Annotated in this window: 20 protein-coding genes; 11 read left to right on the forward strand and 9 right to left on the reverse strand. The window is 72.4% G+C overall.

Annotated features, from left to right (window positions below):
* Nucleotides 1-37: 37 nt before the first annotated feature.
* On the forward strand, nucleotides 38-1120 hold the full coding sequence (locus AS029_RS00260; RefSeq protein ID WP_167345210.1) for a DUF4190 domain-containing protein: 1083 nt from the start codon (nucleotides 38-40) through the stop codon (nucleotides 1118-1120).
* Between the two features lie 158 nt (nucleotides 1121-1278).
* Here the strand turns inward: AS029_RS00260 and AS029_RS00265 are convergent, their stop codons facing one another.
* Nucleotides 1279-2280 carry a LacI family DNA-binding transcriptional regulator gene (locus AS029_RS00265; RefSeq protein ID WP_058230624.1) on the reverse strand — a complete coding sequence of 334 codons (1002 nt, stop codon included), beginning with the start codon at nucleotides 2278-2280 and terminating at the stop codon, nucleotides 1279-1281.
* A gap of 24 nt (nucleotides 2281-2304) precedes the next feature.
* Complete coding sequence (locus AS029_RS00270; protein ID WP_058230625.1) at nucleotides 2305-3984, reverse strand: glycoside hydrolase family 13 protein; 1680 nt, start codon at nucleotides 3982-3984, stop codon at nucleotides 2305-2307.
* A gap of 870 nt (nucleotides 3985-4854) precedes the next feature.
* Between AS029_RS00270 and AS029_RS00275 the strand changes: the two genes are divergently transcribed.
* On the forward strand, nucleotides 4855-5379 hold the full coding sequence (locus AS029_RS00275; protein WP_058230626.1) for an adenine phosphoribosyltransferase: 525 nt from the start codon (nucleotides 4855-4857) through the stop codon (nucleotides 5377-5379).
* Nucleotides 5380-5819: 440 nt separating this feature from the next.
* Complete coding sequence (locus tag AS029_RS00280; RefSeq protein ID WP_058230627.1) at nucleotides 5820-7151, forward strand: APC family permease; 1332 nt, start codon at nucleotides 5820-5822, stop codon at nucleotides 7149-7151.
* A 43-nt stretch (nucleotides 7152-7194) separates the two neighbouring features.
* Here AS029_RS00280 and AS029_RS00285 read toward each other — a convergent pair whose 3' ends face one another.
* Together AS029_RS00285 and AS029_RS00290 are read right to left on the reverse strand one after the other, a co-directional pair.
* The gene (locus AS029_RS00285) at nucleotides 7195-8202 is read right to left on the reverse strand and encodes a serine/threonine-protein kinase (protein ID WP_058230628.1); all 1008 of its coding nucleotides are present in this window, start codon (nucleotides 8200-8202) and stop codon (nucleotides 7195-7197) included.
* The gene (locus AS029_RS00290) at nucleotides 8199-8462 is read right to left on the reverse strand and encodes a DUF6458 family protein (protein ID WP_058230629.1); all 264 of its coding nucleotides are present in this window, start codon (nucleotides 8460-8462) and stop codon (nucleotides 8199-8201) included. The genes AS029_RS00285 and AS029_RS00290 overlap by 4 nt, the downstream gene beginning before the upstream one ends.
* Nucleotides 8463-8585: 123 nt before the next feature.
* Between AS029_RS00290 and AS029_RS00295 the strand changes: the two genes are divergently transcribed.
* Nucleotides 8586-9248: an arsenate reductase/protein-tyrosine-phosphatase family protein gene (locus AS029_RS00295; RefSeq protein ID WP_058230630.1), complete on the forward strand. Its 663-nt coding sequence runs from the start codon at nucleotides 8586-8588 to the stop codon at nucleotides 9246-9248.
* Nucleotides 9249-9508: 260 nt separating this feature from the next.
* Here the strand turns inward: AS029_RS00295 and AS029_RS00300 are convergent, their stop codons facing one another.
* From AS029_RS00300 to AS029_RS00320, 5 genes are all read right to left on the reverse strand, one after another.
* Nucleotides 9509-10024, reverse strand: a complete 516-nt coding sequence (locus AS029_RS00300; protein WP_058230631.1) for a GNAT family N-acetyltransferase — start codon at nucleotides 10022-10024, stop codon at nucleotides 9509-9511.
* 162 nt (nucleotides 10025-10186) lie between these two features.
* A complete protein-coding gene (gene hpxO, locus AS029_RS00305) occupies nucleotides 10187-11371 on the reverse strand; it encodes an FAD-dependent urate hydroxylase HpxO (protein WP_058230632.1) in 1185 nt (394 codons plus the stop codon).
* Between the two features lie 12 nt (nucleotides 11372-11383).
* Nucleotides 11384-11704, reverse strand: a complete 321-nt coding sequence (gene uraH, locus AS029_RS00310; RefSeq protein ID WP_058230633.1) for a hydroxyisourate hydrolase — start codon at nucleotides 11702-11704, stop codon at nucleotides 11384-11386.
* 52 nt (nucleotides 11705-11756) lie between these two features.
* Nucleotides 11757-12284: a 2-oxo-4-hydroxy-4-carboxy-5-ureidoimidazoline decarboxylase gene (uraD, locus tag AS029_RS00315; protein ID WP_058230634.1), complete on the reverse strand. Its 528-nt coding sequence runs from the start codon at nucleotides 12282-12284 to the stop codon at nucleotides 11757-11759.
* 384 nt (nucleotides 12285-12668) lie between these two features.
* Nucleotides 12669-13370, reverse strand: coding sequence for a helix-turn-helix domain-containing protein (locus AS029_RS00320; RefSeq protein ID WP_074615787.1), 702 nt, complete (start codon nucleotides 13368-13370; stop codon nucleotides 12669-12671).
* A gap of 160 nt (nucleotides 13371-13530) precedes the next feature.
* Here AS029_RS00320 and AS029_RS00325 point away from each other — a divergent pair, with 160 nt between their 5' ends.
* The 7 genes from AS029_RS00325 to AS029_RS00355 all read left to right on the forward strand — a co-directional run bounded on the left by AS029_RS00325 (nucleotide 13531) and on the right by AS029_RS00355 (nucleotide 23547).
* On the forward strand, nucleotides 13531-15381 hold the full coding sequence (locus AS029_RS00325; RefSeq protein ID WP_058230635.1) for an NCS1 family nucleobase:cation symporter-1: 1851 nt from the start codon (nucleotides 13531-13533) through the stop codon (nucleotides 15379-15381).
* The gene (locus AS029_RS00330) at nucleotides 15378-16337 is read left to right on the forward strand and encodes an aspartate/glutamate racemase family protein (protein ID WP_228375841.1); all 960 of its coding nucleotides are present in this window, start codon (nucleotides 15378-15380) and stop codon (nucleotides 16335-16337) included. The genes AS029_RS00325 and AS029_RS00330 overlap by 4 nt, the downstream gene beginning before the upstream one ends.
* 51 nt (nucleotides 16338-16388) lie before the next feature.
* Complete coding sequence (gene allB, locus AS029_RS00335; RefSeq protein ID WP_167345211.1) at nucleotides 16389-17723, forward strand: allantoinase AllB; 1335 nt, start codon at nucleotides 16389-16391, stop codon at nucleotides 17721-17723.
* 197 nt (nucleotides 17724-17920) lie between these two features.
* The gene (locus tag AS029_RS00340) at nucleotides 17921-19048 is read left to right on the forward strand and encodes an acetamidase/formamidase family protein (protein ID WP_058231155.1); all 1128 of its coding nucleotides are present in this window, start codon (nucleotides 17921-17923) and stop codon (nucleotides 19046-19048) included.
* Nucleotides 19045-20628, forward strand: a complete 1584-nt coding sequence (locus AS029_RS00345) for an AtzH-like domain-containing protein (protein WP_228375842.1) — start codon at nucleotides 19045-19047, stop codon at nucleotides 20626-20628. The genes AS029_RS00340 and AS029_RS00345 overlap by 4 nt, the downstream gene beginning before the upstream one ends.
* 44 nt (nucleotides 20629-20672) lie before the next feature.
* Nucleotides 20673-21860 (forward strand): pyridoxal-phosphate-dependent aminotransferase family protein, encoded by a 1188-nt coding sequence (locus tag AS029_RS00350; protein ID WP_175456621.1) that lies wholly within the window; start codon nucleotides 20673-20675, stop codon nucleotides 21858-21860.
* Between the two features lie 403 nt (nucleotides 21861-22263).
* Nucleotides 22264-23547 carry an allantoate amidohydrolase gene (locus AS029_RS00355; protein ID WP_058230638.1) on the forward strand — a complete coding sequence of 428 codons (1284 nt, stop codon included), beginning with the start codon at nucleotides 22264-22266 and terminating at the stop codon, nucleotides 23545-23547.
* The last annotated feature ends 8 nt before the right edge of the window (nucleotides 23548-23555 follow it).

Raw genomic sequence — 23555 nt, forward strand, 5'->3', positions numbered from 1 at the left:
GTACCCGATGGCCGATGCTGCGCCACTGTTGCTGAACGTGCCTGCCGACCGAGCGCGCGAGGTGGTCGCCACCACGCTGTCGGAGCAGGGGTTCGATGTGCGTCAGCGCGGCGGCATCCTCGAGGTCGAGCGCGATGCGCACCCGGTCGACGCTGGCGCGGTCGCATCACGGGTGACCTTTCTCGTGCGCATCGACGCGACGGCGGGCGGAAGCGTCGCCCATTTCGGCGAGGCCGGAGGCAGCGCCGTCGCCACCGCCGCCGCGCGGGTGGCCCGGGCGCGACTGGCCGAGCGGGGACTGGTGGCGGAGGGGGCGACGGATGCCGCTCCGCCGCTCCCGAGCGAGGACGCGGCGACCACCGACGAGCTCTCGCCCGCGCATTCGATCGTGTCCGCCTCCGGGTACACATCGACCGGCGGCGCGTCGACATCCTCGTCACGCGTCGCGGACTCGCCCTTCAGTGTGGTCGCGGTGCTCGCCTTCGTGCTCGGGTTCGTCGCCCCCGTGGGTGGCGTCGTCGCGGGCGTGTTCGCGCTCGGCATCCTGAGACGCACACGGGAACGCGGGCGCGGTCTCGCCGTCGCGGGGATCGCGGTCGGCGGGGCGCTGACGGTGCTGATGGGGGTCGTCGTCATCGCGAGTGTGTCGTGGTTGCTGGGCGCAACGCCTTCTGCGAGCACGGTGACGCTGCCGTCGCAGTCCGCGGCGAGCACGCCGCCTCCGTCGGAGGCGCCGACGCCGTCTCCCTCGGGGGCGTCCGCACCCGCCTTCGAGCCCCAGGTCGGCCAATGCTTCGCCCAGCGCGGCCGCGGCGAGGTCGGCGATGCCAGCCTCGTCGATTGCGCGACACCGCACACGTACGAGCTCTATGCCCGGTTCCCCGTGGCGGGCGAAGCGGACGTCTTCCCGGGAGACGAGGAGGTCGCGCACAGCGCCGAAGCCGGTTGCGTCGAGGCATTCGCCGGGTTCGTCGGCCGGGCCTACGACCGATCCGCACTGGACTACGTCTATTTGAGCCCCACCCGCAAGACCTGGGCCATCGGTGACCGCAGCGTGTCGTGCCTCGTCACCGACCCGGCCGGTCCGGTCACCGCGACCCTGCGCGACGCCGCGCGCTGAGACGCCGGACTCGACGCCTCGGGGGCGTCGCCCGGCGCGCTTCGAGGGCGCCGTGCCTCGAAGGCGTCGGACCCGTGCCCAGGGCGCCGTGCCTCGCGAGCTCCGCCCGGCGTGCGCCGTGGACGCCGGGCAAGGGGGGCGCCGCCCGGGTGCCGTCGTCAGTCGTGCGGCGCAGCGGTGGAGCCGCGGTCGACCAGCTCGAAAGGCAGCGTTCCCCGACCGGGTGCGGGCTGTGCGCCGTCGAGTGCGCTGAGCACGGCCTCGGCCGCGCGTTCTCCTTGACCGCGGGCGAACTGGTCGACGGTGGTCAGACCGAACCACCGTCCGAGCTCATGGCCGTCGACGCCGATGATGGAGACGTCGTCGGGTACACGCAGGCCGAGCTCGCGCGCGGCGAGGATGGCCCCGATCGCCATCTCGTCGGAGGCGGCGAACAGAGCCGTCGGGCGATCATCGCGCGCCAGCAGGCGCGCCGCCGCCCTCGAACCGCCGTCGATCGTGAAGTCGGCCGGTTCGACGTCGTACTGCGTGATCCCCGCCTCGGCGAGGGAGTCCTCGAATCCGCGGCGCCGCAGCGTCGGCACCGACGACGCCGCGTCGGTCACGGCATCCGCCCCGATGTGCGCCAGGCGGCGATGACCCAACCCGAGCAGGTGCGCCGTCGCCAGGCGACCGACGGCGAGGTCGTCGACGGTGAGCGTGGTCAGCAGGGGGTGGGGGCCGGCGATCGCGACGATCGGAACGCCGAGGCCGCGCAGCGACACCGACTCCTCGGCGTCCAGTTCGAGGGCGATGGTGATGACCGCGTCGATGCGGCGGCGCCGCAGATGGTCGTCGAACACCCGCCTCCGCTCGGCGGCGTCGGCGCTCACGCTGTAGAGCGTGATGTCGTAGCCGCGGCGCACGAGCGCGTCGGAGATCCCCGCGAGCACCGTGCTGAAGAACCATCGGTCGAGGAAGGGTACGACCACCCCGACCGCTCGCGTGCGCCCGGTCGCCAGACTCGACGCGGCGGCCGAGACGACGTAGCCGAGTCGGCCCGCGGCGGAGAGCACGCGGTCGCGCGTCGCCGTCGAGACGGCTCCGCGCCCGCTCAGCGCCCGCGAGACCGTGGCCGTCGACACGCCCGCCGCGCGCGCGACGTCGTCGATGCCGACCACGGTCTCGCAGGGGGATGCCGCGGCTTACGCCGCCGCGATCCAGACCGTCGTGTCGGTGGGGAGCCGGTGGCCGTCGAGCGGGCCGCTCGCCACGAGCACCTCGCCCGCGGGCAGCTCCACCGCATCGTCGCCGAGGTTGGCGATGACCGTGAGGCCGCCGTTGCGGAACGCCACCACGTCGTCGCCGAAGCCGTCGAGCCACTCGATGTCGCCCGCGCCGAGGTTGCGGCTGCGGCGCTCGGCCAACAGCGCGCGGTAGAGCGTCAGCGTCGATGCGGGGTCGTCGATCTGCACGTCGTGCGCGAGCTCGGCCCACTCCGCGGGCTGCGGCAGCCATGACTCGCCCGTGGTGTTGAAGCCGTACGCCGGGGCGTCCGCCGTCCACGGGATCGGCACGCGGCATCCGTCGCGCCCGTAGCGCTCGCCGTTCGTGCGGAACCACGTGGGGTCCTGACGGGCGTCATCGGGCAGGTCGATGACCTCGGGCAGGCCGAGCTCCTCCCCCTGGTAGAGGTAGGACGAGCCGGGGAGGGCGAGCATGAGCGAGGTCGCCGCGCGGGCGCGGTGCAGGCCCTTCACGGGGTCGGGCTGCCCCGGCGACTTCGGGCCGATGCCGGCGCCCTGCGGGTTCTCGGCCGTCAGCGCGAGGCGCGACGCGTGGCGCACGACGTCGTGGTTCGACAGCACCCACGTGCTGGGCGCGCCGACGGCGCCGTACTCCTCGAGCGACTCGGTGATCACGGCGCGCAGGGCCGCGGCATCCCATTTCGTCTCGAGGTAGTGGAAGTTGAACGCCTGGTGCATCTCGTCGGGCCGCACCCACAGGGCGGTCTGCTCGACCGTCGGCAGCCACGCCTCGGCGCAGAGGGCGCGGTCGCCGTCGTACGCGGCGAGCACCTCGTGCCACTCGCGCCACACGTCGTGCACGCCGGGCTGACCCCAGTACGGGACCTCCTCGGCGTCGCCGCCCATGGATCCGCCGTCGGGGTCGGGCGTGAAGTCGGGCAGGCCCTCGGCCTTGATCAGGCCGTGCGCCACGTCGACGCGGAAACCGTCGACGCCCCGGTCGAGCCAGAAGCGCAGGATGTCGCGGAACTCCGCGCGCACCTCCTCGTTGGTCCAGTCGAAGTCGGGCTGGCTCTCGTCGAAGATGTGCAGGTACCACTGCCCGGGGGTGCCGTCGGCCTCGGTCACGCGCCTCCACATGCCGCCGCCGAAGACGCTCTCCCAGTTGTTCGGGGGGAGTTCGCCGTTCTCGCCCTTGCCCTCGCGGAAGATGTAGCGCGCTCGCTCGGGGCTGCCGGGAGCCGCCTTCAGCGCCTCCTGGAACCACACGTGCTGATCGCTGGAGTGATTGGGCACGAGGTCGACGATGACCCGGATGCCACGCTCGTGCGCGGCGGCGAGCATCGCGTCGAAGTCGGCCAGGGTGCCGAAGATCGGGTCGACGTCGCGGTAGTCGGCGACGTCGTAACCCGCGTCTTTCTGCGGCGAGGTCTGGAAGGGGCTGAGCCAGATGGCATCCACCCCCAGGGTCTGCAGGTCGTCGAGGTGCGCGGTGACGCCGGGCAGGTCGCCCAGACCGTCGCCCGACGCGTCGGCGAACGAGCGGGGGTAGATCTGGTAGATGACGGCGGTGCGCCACCACTCCGAGCCGGGCGCCGAGGCGAGGTCGGTGCGCGCGTCTTCCTGCGTGAAAGTCATGCGGGCAACGTTAGTGCAAGCGCTTGCATACCTGTCAAGCACCCCCTCGCCGGCGCCGCCGTCGCCGCCGCCGCCCGCCGCTGTCGGCTGTCGCTGTCGCTGTCGCGGTCGCCGTCCGCCATCGGCGGTGAGTTGCGTCGTATGTTCGCGCGTCGTGCGTTCCGGCGAACACGTGGCGCAAGTCACGGCCAGGCCCCGTGCGGGGACGCGCCGGCGTTTCGGCCGTCGGCGGTGAGTTGCGTCGTGTGTTCGTTCGGGGTGCGTTCTGGTGGGCATACGGCGCAAGTCACGGCTGGGTACGGCCGGGGACGCACTGGCGTTTCGGCCGTCGGCGGTGAGTTGCGTCGTGTGTTCGTTCGGGGTGCGTTCCGGTGGGCATACGGCGCAAGTCACGGCTGGGCACGGCCGGGGACGCACTGGCGTTTCGGCCGTCGGCGGTGAGTTGCGTCGTATGTTCGTTCGGGGTGCGTTCTGGTGGGCATTTGGCGCAAGTCACGGCTGGGCACGGCCGGGGACGCGCCGGCGTTTCGGCCGTCAACGGTGAGTTGCGTCGTGTGTTCGTTCGGGGTGCGTTCCGGTGGGCATTCGGCGCAAGTCACGACTGCGGGCGGCCGGGCACGGCCGGGGACGCACTGGCGTTTCGGCCGTCGGCGGTGAGTTGCGTCGTGTGTTCGTTCGGGGTGCGTTCCGGTGGGCATACGGCGCAAGTCACGACTGGGGGGCGGGCGCCGCGGCGGGCGCGGGCGCGGGCGCGGGGGCGCGATCGGGCAGGGGCCCGACTGGGGGCGGGCGCCGCGGCGGGCGCGGGCGCGGGCGCGGGGGCGCGATCGGGCAGGGGCGCGGGCGCGGGGGCGCGGTTAGGCTGGGGCCGTGCCCGACGCCTCCGCCCTCACCCGCGCCGAATCGCTCATCACGAGCATCCCCGACTATCCGAAGCCCGGGATCATGTTCCGCGACATCACGCCGCTTCTGACGGATGCCGCGGCCCTGCGCACCGTCGTCGAGGCGCTGGTCGAGCCCTTCGAGGGGCGCTTCGACGCCGTCGCGGGGGTCGAGGCCCGCGGGTTCCTGCTCGCGGGGGCCGCCGCCATCGTCGCGAACGTGGGGCTCATGCCGATCCGCAAGGCCGGGAAGCTGCCCCGGCCGGCGGCCAGCGTCGAGTACGACCTCGAGTACGGCTCGGCGACGATCGAGATGCACGACGACAACGCCGCCGGCGCCCGCGTGCTGCTGCTCGACGACGTGCTCGCGACCGGAGGCACGTTGGCCGCGGGGCGGGAACTGCTCGAGGCGGTCGGCAGCGAGGTCATCGGCATCGCGACGTTGCTCGAGATCGACGGCCTCGGCGGTCGCCAGGCGCTCGGCGGCGACGTGCACGCGGTCTTCCGCGTCTGATCCCCGCGACCGCGGTCTTCCGCGTCTGACCCCGCGACCGTGGTCTTCCACGTCTGACCTCGCGACTGCGGTCTTCCACGTCTGATCTCCGCGACCGCGATGACGCGGTGGTCTGCGCAGGCTCAGCCGATCGTCGGAGCTCAGCACGGCACCGGGCGGCGAACGGCCGACCCAGCCGACCCGGGCGGCGAACGGCCGACCCGGCGCCCACGGATGCGGTGCGTGACTCCGACGATTCGCAGCGTGCCCGCCCGGGCCGCCTCGTGATCACGGGCGCGGCGGCGGCATCCACCGATCCTCCGGAGCCCGGCACAGCGCACCGCCCGTACGCGAACGCGGCACGCGAACGCGCGGGCCGTCACCGAGGCGGCGCCTCAGCCGGCGACCGCCGCTGTCAACCCGCTTCGTGACTGCTGCGCACCGAACCTACGGTCTGCGGAATGAGCACTGAGACCTCCGAGCCATCGACCCTCCGGCGCGGGATCGGCGGCCCGCTGCTGTTCGCATTCATCCTCGGCGACGTCCTCGGAGCCGGGATCTACGCGCTGATGGGCGTGCTGTCGGAGCGGGTCGGCGGCATGCTGTGGGCGCCCCTGCTGGCGGCCCTTCTGCTGGCCCTGCTGACCGCGGGGTCGTACGCCGAGTTGGTGACGAAGTATCCCCGGGCGGGCGGTGCCGCCGTGTTCGCGGAGCGGGCCTTCAAGAACAGACTCGTGTCGTTCCTGATCGGCTTCAGCATGCTGGCCGCGGGGGTCACGAGCGCCGCCGGGCTCTCGATCGCGTTCGCGGGCGAATACCTCTCGACCTTCGTCGACCTGCCCGTCATTCCCGTGGCCATCGTCTTCCTCGCCGTCGTCGCGGCGCTGAACGCCCGTGGCATCCGGGAATCCCTGGGGGCCAACGTCGTGATGACCGTGATCGAGGTCAGCGGCCTCGTCATCGTCATCGTGGTCGTCGGTGTCCTCCTCGGTGGCGGCGGCGGCGACGTCGCCCGGGTCGCACAGCCGCCGGAGGGGACCGGCGTCGCCACCGCGGTGCTCGCCGGCGCGATCATCGCCTACTACTCGTTCGTAGGGTTCGAGACCTCGGCCAACATGATCGAGGAGGTCAAGGAGCCGTCGAAAATGTACCCGCGGGCGCTGTTCGCCGCCCTCGGCACGGCGGGCCTCGTCTACGTGCTGGTCGGACTCGCCAGCAGCATCGCGCTGCCGCCCGAGGAGCTCGCGGCATCCAGCGGGCCGCTCCTCGCGGTCGTCGAAGCGAGCGGCGTCGGCGTTCCGTCGTGGCTGTTCAGCCTCATCGCGCTGATCGCCGTGGCGAACGGCGCGCTGCTCACGATGATCATGGCCAGCCGCTTGACCTACGGCATGGCCGAGCAGGGTCTGCTGCCGCGTGTGCTGTCGCGCGTGCTGCCGAATCGTCGCACGCCCTGGGTGGCGATCCTCGCCACGACCGTCGTCGCGATGCTGCTGACGCTGGTCGGCGATCTGAGCCTGCTGGCCGAGACGGTGGTGCTTCTGCTGCTGTTCGTCTTCCTCAGCGCCAATGTCTCGGTGCTCGTGCTGCGCCGCGACAGGGTCGAGCACGCGCACTTCCGCGTGTGGACCTTCGTGCCCGTGCTCGGCATCGCGTCGTGCCTGCTGCTGCTGAGTCAGCAGAGTCTCACCGTGTGGATCTTCGGCGCCGTGCTGCTCGCCATCGGTGTGGGCCTGTACTTCCTGGCGCGGTGGGGGCGCGCGCGGGGGGAGCGGACGGCGTCCGCGCAGCGGTGACGCGCGGCCCCGGGTCTCGGAGTCGGATCGTCGGGCGTCGGCCTCAGCGGTAGTGCGTGACCCACTGCCAGATCGCCGGGCGCCGCGGCGACGACGTGGTGCGGAGGAGGTCGACCGCCCGTAGCGCCGGGACCGGCTCGGAGACGGATGCCGCGGAGGCACGCTCGGCCCGCGCGACGCCGCCGTTCTCGCGGAGCTCCCCGGCGAGGCTCTCCACCTCCGCGGCGCTCGGCCGCGAGGCGGGGTCGGGATCGGTCATCGCCGTCAGCAGCGTGCGCCAGCCGTGCCCCAGGGTGGCGGGGATGTCGGGGTCGTACGCGAGGGGCGCGAGCACGAGTTCCTGGATCGGGCCACCGCGCAGCGGAGGCTCGCCGGTCAGCGCTTCGAGAGCCAGCAGCCCGAGGGCGTACACGTCGGACTCGGCCCGCGGCGGCTCTCCGCGCACCTGCTCCGGCGTCAGGTACGACGACGGTCGGCCGGGAGCGGGGGATGCCGGGTGTGCTCCGCCGAGATGCGTGATGTCGAAGTCGGTCAGCACAGGTGCGAAGGAGCCGTCGATGTCACGGCGAGGGCGCAGGAGCACATTCGATGAGGACACCCTGCCGTGGACGATGCCGACCCGGTGGATCATCGCCAGGGCCCCGGCCAGATCCTCCACGACGCCGGCCGCCGTACCCGGCGGGATCGGGCCTGCGGTCTCGATGCGGCTCGCGAGCGACGGTCCGGTGATGAACTCCATGATCACGTACGCATTGCCGTCGCCGATGACCTGGGCGTCGTAGAGCGTGACGAGAGAGGGATGGTCGAGCGCAGCGAGGGTTCTCGCGCCGGAGAGACGCCGGCGCCGCGTGCGATCCACGGGGAAGACGGCCACCGCGACGTCGCGGGCGAGGATGTCGTCGCGCGCACGGAACAGATGCCGAGCGCCGTCGCCGTCTCCGAGCGGCCCGGTCAGCCGGTACCGCCCCGCGAACACGTCGCCGAGGAAGGGCACCGGCCACGTGCCCCGGGGACGCCCGCGGCCGCGGTCGCGGGTGATCTGCTGACTCACACGATCGGGTCGCCGTTGTCGCGGGTGCGACGTGTGGTGACTCGTTCTCCGTTGGCGGGATCGACGGTCGTGCGCGTGGTCGAGTCGACCGAGCGGCGCCGCAGAAGGAAGACCAGGCTGAGGACGAAGATCAGCGCGCCCGCCGCCATGAGGATGTACCCGATCACGGTGAGGTCGGCGACGCCCCCGAGGTCGAGATCGACGGCGAAGGCCAGGATGGCTCCGATGACGAAGAGGGCGATGCCGCTTCCGATACCCATGAGGAATCCTTTCGAGGTGAGCCTGCGACGGAGTGCCGTGGGCCACCGTCCGTGTCGCTCAAACGGTACTGAGCTAACTATCTCGGCGCCGACCCGTGGCACGATGGCTGAGGGGGGTGCATAATGGACGATCTTCGCCGTCGGGCTGATGCTTTCGCCGCGCTCGGCGATCCCGGTCGCCTGCGCATCGTCGACCTGCTCTCGGTCGGCGACATGTCGCCCAGTGAGATCGCGGCCGCGCTCGGGATGAAGTCCAACCTCGTCGCGTTCCACGTCAACGTGCTGCAGGACCGCGGAATCGCGCGGCGCGTCCGATCGGAGTCCGACGGTCGCCGCAGCTATCTGCAGCTCATCCCCGAGGCGTTCTCGACGCTCGCGCTCGCCCCCCGCCCGGTCGAGGGTCGCGTCGTCTTCGTCTGCACCGCCAATTCCGCGCGGTCGCAGCTCGCGCAGGCCATCTGGGCCGACCACAGCTCCATCCCCGCCGCATCCGCGGGGACCGATCCCGGCGAACGGGTGAACCCGGGCGCCATCGCCGCCGCCCGCCGACACGGCATCCCGCTCGACGAGGCTGCCACGCCGCGGGCCCTCGGCGACGTCGCCGCAACGGGCGACTTCGTCATCAGCGTCTGCGACCACGCCCACGAGAAGCTGGCCGGGCGCGACGACGTGCACTGGTCGATCCGCGACCCGGCGCGCATCGGCAGCGTGGCGGCCTTCGATGACACGGTCGTCGAACTGCGCTCGCGCATCGCGCGCGTGGCGTCTCGGCTCACGGCGGCCTGACGAGACGAGGAAGAGCGGATGCCAACGGGCCCGGGCCGCGGGGTCCGGTCCCTTCGACGGGCTCAGGGACCTCGCGTGCGGGTGGGGCGTGGCGGGGTCCGGTCCCTTCGACGGGCTCAGGGACCTCGCGTGCGGGTGGGGGGCGGGCGGGGCCCGGTCCCTTCGACGGGCTCAGGGACCTCGGTGCTGCGGGCGCGCGGAGCCCGCGGGTTTCGGCGGCTGAGCCTGTCGAGCCCCGCGAGCCGCGCCAGGGCGCCGCGCTACAGGTCGAGCCCGAACGCCCGCAGGTCGAGGAACCGCCCCGGCTCCACCTCGATGGGATGCTCCCTCTCGGTGAGCCGGGAGAAGCCGAGCTTGAGGTACAGCGCGTGCGCGCCGAGCATCTCGGGGCCGCTGTTCATCACGACGCGGCGCGCGCCGCGACGGCGGGCCAGTGCGATCACATGGCGGGTGAGGGCCTCGCCCACCCCGCGTCCGCGGGCTTCGGGCGCCACGGCCAGCTGCCGGAAGTCGAGCTCGTCCTCCCGTGCCAGCGGCGACAGGCGTTCGCCGGGGCGGGGCACCCAGACGCTGCCGACGATCTCGTCGCCGTCGACGGCCACCCACACCTCGCCCTGCGCGACCCGGCCCTCGACGTCGGCGAGTGACACGAGGTAACCCTCCGAGAGACCCTCATAGCTGTGGCGATACGCCTCGGCGGTGAGCCGCCCGGCATCCGCGTACTCTTGCGGCGCGACGAGTCGGATGGTGAGCGACGAGACGGATGACGGGGCCATGGCATCCATTCTTCCCGCCGGGCCGGGCCGTGGGCCGGGCCGCTCTCCGGAAAGACGGCGCGTCAACGCGACAGTCGGGGCGGGAATCCCGGCCGGCCGCGTACATCGTCCGGAGCCGGGCACGGCGAACAGTCGGTGCGCACGCGCCCTGCCCCAGCCGCCTCAGCGCATCACGCTCGCACCCAGCTCGACGGGGCTGCCCTCGATGTTGCCGACGATGCCGCGGATGACGCCGGTGCCGTCCTCACGTCGGAGGCCCTCGTACCAGGCCTGCGTCGCGGCGACGTCGAAGGCGTGGGTCTCGTGCGCGCGCTTGCGGGCGCGCAGCACCAGGTCGCCCGCCCGCTCGGTGCGGATCCGCTCGTATCGCCGCAGCGAGTCCTCGACGCCGAGTGTCGAGGTGGCGAACACGATGCCCAGCGCGAAGCTGTCCTCGAGCGCCGAGCAGGCGCCCTGCCCGATGTCGGGCGCGGTGTTGTGCGCGGCGTCGCCGAGGATCGCCACGCGTCCGCGCACCCAGGTGTCGAAGGGGTCGATGTCCCAGATCTCCACGCGGTTCAGCGACTCGTCGGGGTCGATGCCGTCGAGCAACGCCCGCACTCCGGGCGCACCCCACGACCCGAAGGCGGCCTCGAGCGCCGCCACGCGATCCTCGACCACGCCGGAGGGACCGGGCACGTCGACGAAGAAGTAGAAGCGGTCGCCCGCGACGGGCATGACGGCGCACCGTTTGCCGTCGCCGACGTAGGTCGTCCACTGGTCCAGCGGGCCGATGCGCTCGTCGGCCGTCACCAGGCCGTTGTAGTTGACGTATCCCGAGTAGGAACGCTCGGGACGGATGCCGCTCGGCTCGGTGACGTAGTCGCGCACGATGGAGCGGGCGCCGTCGGCGCCGATCAGCAGGTCGGCGGTGTCGGTGGTGCCGTCGGCGAAGGTGGCGGTGACCGTCTCGCCGTCGTCGGCGATGTCGACCAGCTGCCTGCCGAGGCGGATGTTCGCGGCGCCCACGGCATCCATCATCAGCTGCTGCAGGTCGGCGCGCGCGACGGGATACGGCCGTTGGCCGGTCTGTTCGGTGACGGGGGAGAGGCTGAAGCGGCAGAGTTCCTCGCCGGTGTGTCCGTCGTAGTAGGCCATGTCGTCCATGCGACCGCCGAGGGCGGCGACCTGCGGGCCGAGGCCCAGCCAGTTGAGCACCTTCACGCCGTTCGACCACAGCGACAGCGCCGCCCCCACCGGGCGGTTCTCGCGCATGCGGTCGTACACGACGACCTCGTGGCCGAGCTTCTGCAGGGCCAGGGCGGCGGAGGTCCCGCCGACGCCGGCTCCGATGACGATGACCTTCATGGAGCGTCCTCCTCAGCTGCCGCGGTAGGTCGAGTAGGCGAACGGGCTGAGCAGCAGCGGCACGTGCAGGTGCGGTTCGCCCGAGACGGTGAAGGCGATCGTCGCGATCGGGTGGAACGACGCGACGCCGCGCGAGCGGAAGTAGGCTCCGGTCGCGAACGTCAGCGCGTAGTCGCCGTCGTCGAGCCGGTCGGGGCCGAGCGCGAGGCGGCCGTCGTGATCGGTCGTGCCCTCGGCGACGGGGGTGCCGTCGAGCATCGTCAACGACACGGTGACGCCGACCGCGGGCGTGCCGGCCGTGGCATCCAGGATGTGGGTCGTCAGGTGGGTCATGCGGTGCTTCCCGAGACGTGAGCGCCGTGCACGTCGTCGGCCGAGCGCCCGGTCATTCCGCGGGCTCCGGTTCGGCGGGGGCGTCGTCGGCGAAGGTCGTGCGCAGGCGCAGCAGCGCGATCTCGGCGAGTTGGCGGGTGGCCTCGATGGTCTCGGCGTCGGGGTCGTTCTCGAGCCGCCGCTCCAGCTCGGCGCGCATTTCGCCCGGTGTGCGTCCGGCGGCCCGGATCAGGAAGACGCGCCCGAAGCGCTCCTCGTACGCGGCGTTTCCCGCGGCGATCGCGGCGACGTCGTCATCGGCGGCTTCGGCCATCGAGCCCTGTTCGCGCTGGGATGCCGCGGCCTCGGCGCCGTCACCCGACACCTTCCCGCCGATGCGGGGGTGGGCGTGCAGCGCCGCCTCGAGATCCTGCGGCGACCAGGCTCCGGCGAGGTCGCCGGCATAGGAGGCGAGGGCGTCGACGTCGGCGTAGGGACGGCCGGCGACGACCGCGTCGACCCAGCCCGGGACGTCGGCCCACACGCGGGCCACGGCTGCGGCATCCGCGTCGTCGAGGGCATGGAAGTGCTGCAGGTGCATGTCGGTCAGGCTAGGGGTGCCGCGTTACGGGGCTGTGGCGGGATGTGTCGGCGATGTTGCTGTGGGGAACATTCCAGGCGGCCCGCGCCCTGATCGGCGGGGACCGGACTGGTTGGGATCCGCCGCCCGGCGTGCCGTTCGCGCTGCACGCGCCGGGCCGAGAGGTGATCGAGGTCACGAGAACAGGGGATGCCATGAGAACAGGGCGATTCGGCCGTTATCGGCCTGTTGCGGTGTCATGTCCTGTTCTCGTGACGCCGCATCGCGCGAGGCGGTGGCCGGGCGGCGAGCCGCGCGGTGGCCAGGCGGGGCGGGACGGGGCGCAGGGCGCGGGGGCGCAGGGCGGCGCGCCGCGCGTGGCCGGGCGGGGCGCCGGGCCCGACGTCAGGCGTGCACGATCAGCCAGTGCGCCACGGCATCCACTGCGCCGGTGTTGTGCAGGCGGTGGGGGACGGAGCAGGGGTAGCTGATGGCGTCACCGGCGCGCAGGATCACGCGCTCGGCCTCGAAGTCGATGGTGAGCTCGCCCGAGACGACGGTGCCGACCTCGTATCCCTCGTGGTGGAACAGTCCGTCGGCGCCGTGGGCCGAGGTGCCGGGCGGGTAGACCGACTCGAAGTAGTCGACGCCGGGGGCGGAGCCGGGCGTCAGCCGTCGGAACGAGACGCCGCTGTCGAGCACGATGTCGGGCGACTGTCCGGAGCGCTGCAGCGTGAAGCCCGAGGGCCCTGCGGGTTCGACGGGGCGATCGGATGCCGGGTCGAAGGCCGCGACGAGCGGAACGCCCAGGGCGTCGGTGATGGCGATGAGCCGCGAGACGCTCGGCTGCATCACGCCCCGTTCGATCTGCGAGACCGCGCTGGGGGAGATGCCGAGGGTCTTCGCGAGAGCGCGGGCGGAGAGGCCGCGCGCCTGACGCAGATCGCGGATGCGGGCGCCGACGGATGCCGAGGGCTCGGGCGCCGCGGCGCGATCGGCCTCGGGCGTCGCGTCGAGGTCGGGTCCGGGCTCCGGGTCGGAACCGGTCCCGACCGCCGCGACGGCGCGGATCTCGACGGCGTCTTCGGCGAGGGGCGGCTGCGGCATGCCCCGAGTCTAGGGAGGTGATCTGCGTGAAGGACCGACTTCACATGCCTGTTACATGAGCGAAACCACCGCGGACATGTGAACCCATAACTTCACATCAGAGCTCCACTCCGGCCGCGGACTCCACGTCGTGGCATCCATCGTCCTGAGAGGAAATGACGTGTCTTCCACCCCGCTCACCGGCCCCCACGATCTCGTGGAGGCCGCCGGCCACCCCCACGGGGGAGGCAACATGAAGCCCCACTACGACGAGCGCCTCGCCAACGAGGACCTCGCGCCGCTGCGGAAGCAGAAGTGGTCGAGCTACAACATCTTCGCGTTCTGGATGAGCGACGTGCACTCGGTCGGCGGCTACGTCACCGCGGGTTCGCTCTTCGCCCTCGGCCTGCAGTCGTGGCAGGTGTTCGTCGCCCTGATCGCCGGCATCGTCATCGTGCAGGTCTTCGCCAACATGGTCGCCAAGCCCAGCCAGAAGACGGGCGTGCCCTACCCCGTCATCAACCGCGTGGTCTTCGGCATCCGGGGGGCGAACATCCCCGCGATCATCCGCGGCCTGATCGCCATCGCCTGGTACGGGGTGCAGACCTTCCTCGCGGCGGAGTCGCTGAACATCATCTTCCTGAAGTTCGTGCCGGGTTCCGCGGCGCTGCTCGACGTCTCGTTCGCGGGGCTGTCGGCGCTCGGCTGGATCTCGTACGCGATCCTGTGGGTCGCGCAGTTCCTGCTGTTCTGGAACGGCATGGAGGTCATCCGCCGCTTCATCGACTGGGCCGGCCCCGCCGTCTACGTCGTCATGATCATCCTGGCCGTCTACCTCGTCTCGCAGGCCGGCGTCCAGAACATCTCGTTCACCCTCTCGACGACGCAGCTCGACTTCTGGGCGTCGATCCCGGTGATGTTCGCCGCGATCGCGCTGGTGGTGTCGTACTTCTCGGGCCCGATGCTGAACTTCGGCGACTTCGCCCGCTACGGCAAGAGCTTCGCGGCGGTGAAAAAGGGCAACTTCTGGGGCCTGCCGATCAACTTCATGTTCTTCTCGCTGCTGACCGTCATCACCGCCTCGGCCACCGTGCCGGTCTTCGGCGCGCTCATCACCGATCCGATCAAGACGGTCGAGCAGATCGACACGCCCTTCGCGATCCTGCTCGGCGGCCTGACCTTCGTCACCGCCACGGTCGGCATCAACATCGTCGCCAACTTCATCTCGCCCGCCTTCGACTTCTCCAACGTCGCCCCGAAGAAGATCTCGTGGCGCGCGGGCGGCATGATCGCCGCCGTCGGGTCGACGTTCCTCATGCCCTGGAACTGGTACTCCAACGCCGACGCCATCCACTACTCCCTCGGCGTTCTGGGCGCGCTGATCGGGCCCCTGTTCGGCATCCTGATCGCCGGGTACTACATCTCCGCCCGCCAGCGGGTGAAGGTCGACGCGATGTTCACGATGGACGCCGCGGGCCCCTACTGGTACCGCAACGGCTTCAACCCGAACGCCGTGAAGGCCGTCGTCGCCGCGGGCGTGCCGACCGTCGCGATCGCGATCTTCCCGAAGATGTTCGCCGACCTGGGCCTGTTCAACCTGTCGGCGATCAGCGACTACAGCTGGTTCATCGGCTGCGGCCTCGGGTACGTGCTGTTCCTGCTCTTCGAGCGTCTCGACCCCCGCATCCCGACGTTCGAGGGCGAGACCGAGGGCATCTCCGACGGCACCGCGGATGCCGCGGACGCCCCGACCGAGACCGAGGTCCCGGCGTTCGCGCAGTCGGCGCAGGACGCCGCGGCTCCGGTGCCGGGTTCGCTCGCGCCGTCGGCGCAGGACGCCGCGGCTCCGGTGCCGGGCTCGCTCGCGCCGTCGGCGCAGGACGCCGCGGCTCCGGTGCCGGGCTCCGGAGTGATGGCGCGGGAGGCGCAAGGTTCGCTCCCGCAGGCGGCCCAGGAGGTCGTCGTTCCGGAGCCCGGCACGTCGTCGCGACGCCGGCCGACCGCCGGAACCGCTCGCGAGGCGCTCGCGTGAGGATCCTGCTCATCAACCCCAACACCTCCCGGGCGATGACCGCGAAGATCGCGGACGCCGCCCGGGGGGTGGCGGGACCCGACGTGCTCATCGAAGCCGTGTGTCCCGCGAACGGCGCTGCGGCGATCGAGAGCCACACCGACGAGATCGCCGCGGCGGCCGCCGTGATCGAGGCGATCACGGCCGACCTCGCCAGCGCCGACCCCGCCGACGCCTACGTGATCGCGTGCTTCGGCGACCCCGGCCTCGACGCCGCGCGGGAGGTGGCCGAGGTCCCCGTGGTCGGCATCGCCGAGGCGGCGATGCACCTGGCCGCGGTGTCGGGCCGGCACTTCGGTGTCGTCACGACCCTCAGCCGCACCCTCGGCCGTGCTCACGACCTCGTCGCGCGGTACGGCATGGAGCGCTCCTGCGTGTCGCTCGCGGCGACCGGCATCCCGGTGCTCGACCTCGAGGACACCGGTTCCGAGGCGGTCTCGCTGATCGAGCGGCACGGCGCCGAGGCCGCCGCGGGCGGCGCCGACGTCATCGTGCTCGGCTGCGCCGGCATGGCCGACCTCTGCACCGAGCTGACGGCGCGCATCGGTGTGCCGGTCGTCGACGGGGTCGCGGCGGCGGTGGGCATGGCATCCGGAATGGTGCGCATGGGCCTCGGCACGAGCAAGCGCGACGAGTACGCGAAGCCGCCGAGGGCATTCGTCGCGGGCCTCGGTGCTCCGGCCGTTGCCGGCGCGGGTGCGCCGGTGGCGGCGGGCGTGGCGGGTGCGGCGGGTGCGGCGGTGGCGGCGGGCGTGCCGGTCGCTTCGACTGAGGGGCTTGGGGCGGGATCGGCCATTCGGGGCGGGAAATTTCCGCCCCAGGGTGCGGATGTCGCCCCGAACCCCCACGTCACGGTCGTCGGCTCGGCGGCATCGACGCCTCCTCCCCAGGCGGCGGATGCCGCGGTGTTCGCGTGAATGTTGATGACGGTTACATTGGCGAAACGAGGGACGCATAGCGTGAACGACATGAGCACACGGATCGCCGCACGACGGGTCTACCTCGACGGTGCGTTCACCGCCGCCACGGTCGTGATCGGCGACGGGGTCATCTCCGCCGTCGAACCGTTCGACGCGACGGCCGACACCGTGCTGCCCGGCGACGCCGTGCTGCTGCCCGGACTCGTCGACTCGCACGTGCACCTCGACGAACCCGGCCGCACCGAGTGGGAGGGCTTCGCCACGGGCACCGCCGCCGCGGCTGCCGGCGGCATCACCACGGTGGTCGACATGCCGCTGAACAGCTCACCCGTCACGACCTCCGTCGAAGCATTGGATGCCAAGCGCGCGGCCGCCGTGGGCAAGCTGGCGGTCGACGTGGCGTACTGGGGCGGCGCGGTCCCCGAGAATCTCGGGTCGCTCGGCGCGCTGGCCGCCGCGGGGGTCGTGGGTTTCAAATGCTTCCTGTCACCGAGCGGCATCGACGAGTTCGGGCACCTCGACGCGGACCAGCTCGAACGGTGCCTCGCCGAACTGGCGGAGTTCGACGGCCTGCTCATCGTGCACGCCGAAGACCCGGCGCACCTTCACGCCGACGGCGCTCTCGGCCCGCGCTACCGCGACTTCGAGGCCAGCCGCCCACCGCTCAGCGAACGCGCGGCCATCCGCCGAGTGATCGACGCGGCCGGGCGCACCGGTGCCCGCGCGCACATCGTGCACGTCTCCGACGGCGGTGCGCTCGACGACGTGCGCGCCGCGAAGGCCGAGGGCGTGCGCCTCACCATCGAGACCTGCCCGCACTACCTCACCCTCGATGCCGAAGACGTGCCCGACGGTGCCGGCGCGTTCAAGTGCTGCCCGCCCATCCGCGGCGGGAACAACCGCGATCTGCTCTGGGCGGGTGTCGTCGACGGCACGATCGATGCGATCGTGAGCGACCATTCCCCGGCCACCGTCGAGCTGAAGGGCAATCCCGACTTCGGCCTGGCCTGGGGCGGGATCGCGGGCCTGCAGACGGGGCTCTCGTCCGTTCACACGACCGCGCGCGAGCGGGGCCTGGCCTTCGAGACCCTTCTGCCGCTGTTCACGACGGGCCCGGCGCGCATCGCGGGCCTCGGCGGGCTCGGTGTCATCGAGCCCGGCGCTCCGGCTCACCTCGTCGCCTTCGCCCCCGATGAGACGTTCGTCGTGGATGCCGCGGCGCTCGAGTACCGCAACCCCGTCTCGCCGTGGCACGGCAAGACGCTCACCGGCGTGGTGCGCGAAACCTGGCTGCGGGGCGAGTCGACCTATCGTCGCGGTGCGCCCGTGACCGAGCGCGAGGGCCGAGAGATCCTGCGCGCACCCGCGGCGGTGCAGGCGTGAGCGCCGTGACGACGCCCGACCCCGGCGCCCAGCCCGCGGCACAGGTCGCTGAGCCTGTCCGGGAGCCCGGAACCCGAGTCGTCGCGGCGTCGGCGCAGGTCCCTGAGCCTGTCGAAGGGACCGGGACTCGCGTCTCGGGGGGTGGCTTCGACGGGCTCAGCCACCGTGGTTCGGTTGCAACCGAGGTCCCCGTCCCCATCCTGCAGCCCGGCGTCGGCCCGATCCCCGGCGGCCACTACCTCCGCGCCACGCCCGAGACGGTCCTGTGGGGCCGCCTGCCCTGCGCCCACGACGCCGCAGTGCTCGAGATCCGCTCGGGCGAGAGCGTCACATTCGACACCGTGAGCCACGAGGGCATCCTCGACGACCAGGGCAAAGACCCCGCCTCCTACTTCGCGAGCCACGGTGTGCCGCGCGACCAGGTGCTGGATGACGCCATCGAGATCGCGGCATCCGTTTCTCGAGACCCCTTCGCCGACGGTCCCCACGTGGTCGTCGGACCGGTGCACGTCGCCGGCGCCCGTCCGGGCGACCTGCTCAAGATCACGGTCGAGACGCTGGTTCCCCGCGTGCCGTACGGGGTCATCTCGAACCGCCATGGCAAGGGCGCACTCGTGGGCGAACTGCCGCGCGGCGAGCACAACGTCAGCGTGTTCGCCGCGGTCGCCGAGCGCGATGGCATCCTGCACGGCACCCTTCCGATCGTCGAGGGCGGCGAGCCGGTCGTGGCCTTCCCGCTGGCTCCGTTCCTCGGCACGATGGGCGTCGCGGTCGCCGGCGGCGAACGCCCGCACTCCGTGCCCCCGGGAACCCACGGCGGCAACATCGACATCAACCTGCTCGTCGAGGGCACGACGCTCTTCCTGCCCGTGCAGGTCGAGGGGGCGCTCGCGTACGTCGGCGATCCGCACTTCGCCCAGGGCGACGGCGAGGTCGCGCTCACCGCTCTCGAGGCGTCGCTGCGGGCCACGCTCCGCTTCGAGGTGATCCCCGCGGATGCCGCGCGCGCGGCGTTCGGCGAGGTCACCGGACCGCTGGTGCGCACCCCCGACTACCTCGTGCCCACCGGAATGGACCCCGACCTCGACGCCGCGATGCGCGCCTGCGTGCGTTCATCGCTCGCGCTGCTGCATGGCCGCTGGGGTGTCGACGAGCACCTCGGGTACGCCTACCTGAGCGCCGCGACCGACTTCGACATCTCGCAGGTCGTCGACATCGTCTCGGGCGTGCACGCGCGCATCCGCGAGGCCGATTTCGCGGCCGTGCCGTCGATGGAGCCGCGGGCGCTGGCATCCACCCCGTCGGCCGAGGGAGACGTCGAGTGAGCACCATCCCCACCGACCTGCGCGAGGCGTTCGAGGCCTACGAGCGCGCGATCGTCGCGAACGACCTCGACGCGCTCGACGCGTTCTTCGCGCCCGGACCCGACACGCTCCGCGGTGACACCGCCGGGCTTCTCGTCGGCCACGACGCCATCAGCGGGTTCCGCTCGCTGCGCGGCGGCGTCGCCCCGCGCGTGATCGCCGACATCCACTACCGGCCGCTCGGGCCCGACACCGCCCTGCTCATGTCGGTCTCGCAGTTCCGCGGCGGTGGGCGCGGTCTGCAGACGCAGGTGTGGCAGCAGATCGACGGGCAGTGGCTCATCACCGCCGCCCACGTGACCCCGCGCACGCCGCCGCTCGATCGCACGATCTGGCGCAGCGTCGGCGACCCCTTCCTGCAGGGCGCGTGGGAGGGTCCGCTCGAGGGCCTCACCGTCGCCGTCAAAGACCTCTTCGCCATCGCCGGCTTCCGCATCGGCGCGGGCAACCCGACCTACCTCGAGGAGGCCCGGCCCGAGAAGGCCACCGCCCCGGCGGTCGCCGACCTGCTGCGCGCCGGTGCGTCGCTGCGCGGCATCGCCCGCACCGACGAGTTCGCCTATTCCATCGCCGGCGACAACGCCCACTACGGCACTCCGCCCAACGGCGCGGTCGTCGGAGCCCTTCCCGGCGGATCGTCGAGCGGACCGGCATCCGCCGTCGCGCTCGGCCACGCCGACATCGGACTCGCGACCGACACGGCGGGGTCCATCCGCGTGCCCGCGTCGTACCAGGGCCTGTGGGGGCTGCGCACGACCCACGACCTGGTGCCGCGCCAGGGCATGCTGCCGCTCGCGCAGTCGTTCGACACGATCGGCTGGCTCACCCGCGACGGCGAGACGCTGCAGCGGGTCGCCGAGTGGTGCCTCAGCTACGACGGCTCCGCCTCGACCGAGAACGTCTACGGCGCGTCCGGCGACGACCTGCCGTGGCGCTTCCTCGTGCCCGACGAGATCCTCGACTGCGCCGATGCCGCCACCCGCGACGCGTTCTCGAAGCTGCTGGCCGGGCTCGCGGCATCCGATGACCCGCCGTCGTTCCGGGCTGTGCACACGGGTGACCTGGATGCCGGGTTCACGGCGTTCCGCACGGTGCAGGGCGCGGAGGCCTGGCGCAACGACGGCGAGTGGATGCGCGCGCACCCCGGGGTCGTGGGCCCAGGGGTCGCCGAACGCTTCCGCGCCGCCGCGCAGATCACCGCAGCCGACGAACTCGCCGCCCGGGAAGCACTCGACCCCATCGCCGCGCACCTCGCCGACCTCGTCGACGGTGCCGTGATGATCTTCCCCACCGTGCCCGGACCCGCGCCGCAGCGCACCGCCGACGTCGACGCCGTCCGCGCGGCGACCCTGCGCATGACCGCGCCCGCCGCCATCGCGGGGCTGCCCTCCCTCTCGGTGCCCCTGCTCACGGTCGACGGTGCCCCCGTCGGCGTCTGCCTCGTCTCTCGCGCGGGAACCGACATCGCCCTCGTGCGCCTCGCCCGCCGTCTCGCCGCCCTCGTGGCATCCGCCCGCTCTCGCACCATGGAGACCCCGTGACCCTGCCCCTCCCCGGCCCGATCGACCCGCCCGCCCGCCTGCTGATGGGCCCCGGCCCCATTTCGGCGTACCCCAGCGTGCTCCGCGCGATGGGGGCGCCGCTCGTCGGCCAGTACGACCCGTTCATGACGGCCACCATGAACGAGACGCAGGAGCTGTACCGGCGGGTGTGGGCGACCGAAAACGACGCCACCCTGCTCATCGACGGCACCTCACGCGCCGGCATCGAGGCCGCGATGCTGTCGCTGATCCGCCCCGGTGACCGCGTGCTCGTGCCGGTGTTCGGACGCTTCGGACACCTGCTCGCCGAGATCGCCGAGCGCGCGCTCGCCGAGGTGCACACGATGGAGGTGCCGTGGGGGCAGGTGTTCCCGGTGTCGGCGATCCGCGAGGCCGTCGAGCGGGTGAAGCCGCACCTCGTCGCCTGCGTGCAGGGCGATACGTCGACGACCATGCTGCAGCCGCTCGACGAGATCGGCGAGATCTGCCGCGCGCACGGCGCCCTCTTCTACACGGATGCCACGGCCTCGCTCGGCGGCAACCCGTTCGAGATGGACGCCTGGGGACTGGATGCCGCCACCGCGGGCCTGCAGAAGTGCCTCGGCGGGCCGTCGGGCTCGGCGCCGATCAGCCTGTCGGAGCGCGCGGTCGAGGTGGTGCGTTCGCGAGCCCGCGTGGAGGCCGGCATCCGCGAGGACGGCGACGCCGTGGCATCCGATTTCATCCGCTCGAACTACTTCGACCTCGCGATGATCCTCGACTACTGGGGGCCGCGGCGCCTGAACCACCACACCGAGGCGACGACCATGCTGTACGGCGCCCGCGAGTGCGCGCGGGTGCTGCTGCTCGAGGGCCGGGATGCCGTGATCGCGCGCCATCAGCTGCACGGCGACGCGATGCTCGCGGGCGTGCAGGGCCTCGGGCTCACCGTCTTCGGCGACGTGGCGCACAAGATGACGAACGTCGTCGCGGTCGAGATCCCCGAGGGCGTGACCGGCGACGCGGTGCGCGCCGAACTGCTGAGCGACTTCGGCATCGAGATCGGCACGTCGTTCGGACCGCTGCACGGCCGGGTCTGGCGCATCGGCACGATGGGCTACAACGCCCGCACCGACGCCGTGCTCACCACGCTCGCCGCCCTCGAGGCGGTGCTGCGCCGACACGGCGCGTCGGTGCCGGCCGGCGGCGGTGTCGAGGCGGCGCAGGGCGTGTACGCGGCGGCGCGGTCGTGATGCTCTCCGCCGCCCCTGCGCTCGCTTCCGCCGGGCTCCCTGGCGCTGCGCTCCTCGCGGCCGCTGCCCCTGACGACGCTGCCCTCGCCGCCCTTGCCTCCGCTGACTTGCGCCTCGTGCTCGCCCGGCGCCCGTCGCGGCGGGCAGACGCCGCAAGTCATCGTGCTCGTGCGGAGGTCGTTTCCGGTGACTTGCGCCTCGTGCTCGCCCGGCACCCGTCGCGGCGGGCAGACGCCGCAGGTCATCGTGCTCGTGCGGAGGTCGTTTCCGGTGACTTGCGTCTCGTGCTCGCCTCGCGCCCGTCGCGGCGGGCATACGCCGCAAGTCACCGGCGACGTGCGGGGACGCCGCAGCGCCCGCACGTTACGCGAGACGCCGGCGAGCGAGCGATCGAGCGGCGCGCATGACCACCGCCACCCGTCTGCAGGTCGCGCCCGAGCGCATCGCGTCGGCCGCCCGCCGCGTCATGGGTCGCTGCGAGGAGCTGGCGCGCGTCACGGCGAGCCCCGGCAGCATCACGCGCGTGTACCTCTCGCCCGAGCATGCGCGTGTGAACCGCCTCGCCGCCGAGTGGATGCGCGAGCTCGGCATGACCACTCGTCAGGATGCCGCGGGCAACCAGGTCGGACGCCTCGCCCCGGCCGGAGTCCCCGACGCCCCCGCCCTGCTCCTGGGCTCGCACCTCGACACGGTCCCCGACGCCGGGCGCTTCGACGGCATCGTCGGCGTGCTCATGGCGCTCGAGGTCGTGCGGCTCGTCCGTCGCGTCGACGACGAGGGCGCGGCATCCAGTCCTTTCCCGTTCGCGCTCGAGGTGATCGCCTTCAGCGACGAAGAGGGCACGCGGTTCGGCAAGGCGCTGCTCGGTTCCTCGGCCGTCGCCGGGGAGTGGGACGAGTCGTGGTGGGACCTGACGGATGCCGACGGCTACACGTTGCGCGAGGCGTTCCGCGAGTTCGGCCTCGACCCCGGCCGCATCGGCGAAGCGGCGCGGCGTCCCGAGCAGCTCGTCGGTTATCTCGAGGCGCACATCGAGCAGGGCCCCGAGCTGCACCGCAGCGGGCAGGCGCTCGCCGCGGTGTCGTCGATCGCGTCGGCGCGGCGCTTCCAGCTCGTCGTCGAGGGCGAGGCCCGTCACGCCGGCGGCACGCCCTACGACATGCGGCGCGACGCCCTGCTCGGCGCGAGCGAGGCCGCGCTCGCCGTCGAGCGGATCTGCCGCGGCGAGCACCACATCATCGGCACGGTCGGGCAGCTCGAGGCGTTCCCGGGCGCGGTGAACGTCGTGCCCGGCGAGGCGCACTTCTCGCTCGACCTGCGCGGCGAGTTCGACACCACCCGCGACCACACGTGGGACGAGATCTCGCACGAACTGGACGCCATCATGGGCCGGCGCGGACTGCGCTGGACGGCCCGCGAGGTGCACAGTGCCCCGGCCGTCTTCTGCGCGCCGCTGCTGCAAGACGTCGTGCGCGCGGGCATCGGCGGCGACGCCCCCACGCTCTTCAGCCGCGCCGGCCACGACGCCATGTCGATCGGCGCGATCACCGAGGTCGGCATGCTGTTCCTGCGCAACCCCGACGGCATCAGCCACCACCCCGACGAGGCCGTCACCACCGCCGACGTCGCGGCGGGCCTTCGCGCCTTCGCCGAGGCGGTGCTGCACCTGGGCGCGGAGCCCCGCTGATCCCGGGG

The sequence above is a fragment of the Microbacterium enclense genome (assembly GCF_001456955.1).
Classification (GTDB): domain Bacteria; phylum Actinomycetota; class Actinomycetes; order Actinomycetales; family Microbacteriaceae; genus Microbacterium; species Microbacterium enclense.

Coding starts and splice junctions, on each gene's coding strand:
- AS029_RS00355 (WP_058230638.1), top strand. CDS start 22,264: ATGACCACCGCCACCCGTCTGCAGGTCGCGCCCGAGCGCATCGCGTCG.
- AS029_RS00300 (WP_058230631.1), bottom strand. CDS start 10,024: ATGGCCCCGTCATCCGTCTCGTCGCTCACCATCCGACTCGTCGCGCCG.
- AS029_RS00270 (WP_058230625.1), bottom strand. CDS start 3,984: ATGACTTTCACGCAGGAAGACGCGCGCACCGACCTCGCCTCGGCGCCC.
- hpxO (WP_058230632.1), bottom strand. CDS start 11,371: ATGAAGGTCATCGTCATCGGAGCCGGCGTCGGCGGGACCTCCGCCGCC.
- AS029_RS00280 (WP_058230627.1), top strand. CDS start 5,820: ATGAGCACTGAGACCTCCGAGCCATCGACCCTCCGGCGCGGGATCGGC.
- uraD (WP_058230634.1), bottom strand. CDS start 12,284: ATGCACCTGCAGCACTTCCATGCCCTCGACGACGCGGATGCCGCAGCC.
- uraH (WP_058230633.1), bottom strand. CDS start 11,704: ATGACCCACCTGACGACCCACATCCTGGATGCCACGGCCGGCACGCCC.
- AS029_RS00320 (WP_074615787.1), bottom strand. CDS start 13,370: ATGCCGCAGCCGCCCCTCGCCGAAGACGCCGTCGAGATCCGCGCCGTC.
- AS029_RS00295 (WP_058230630.1), top strand. CDS start 8,586: ATGGACGATCTTCGCCGTCGGGCTGATGCTTTCGCCGCGCTCGGCGAT.
- AS029_RS00350 (WP_175456621.1), top strand. CDS start 20,673: ATGGGCCCCGGCCCCATTTCGGCGTACCCCAGCGTGCTCCGCGCGATG.
- allB (WP_167345211.1), top strand. CDS start 16,389: ATGAGCACACGGATCGCCGCACGACGGGTCTACCTCGACGGTGCGTTC.
- AS029_RS00290 (WP_058230629.1), bottom strand. CDS start 8,462: ATGGGTATCGGAAGCGGCATCGCCCTCTTCGTCATCGGAGCCATCCTG.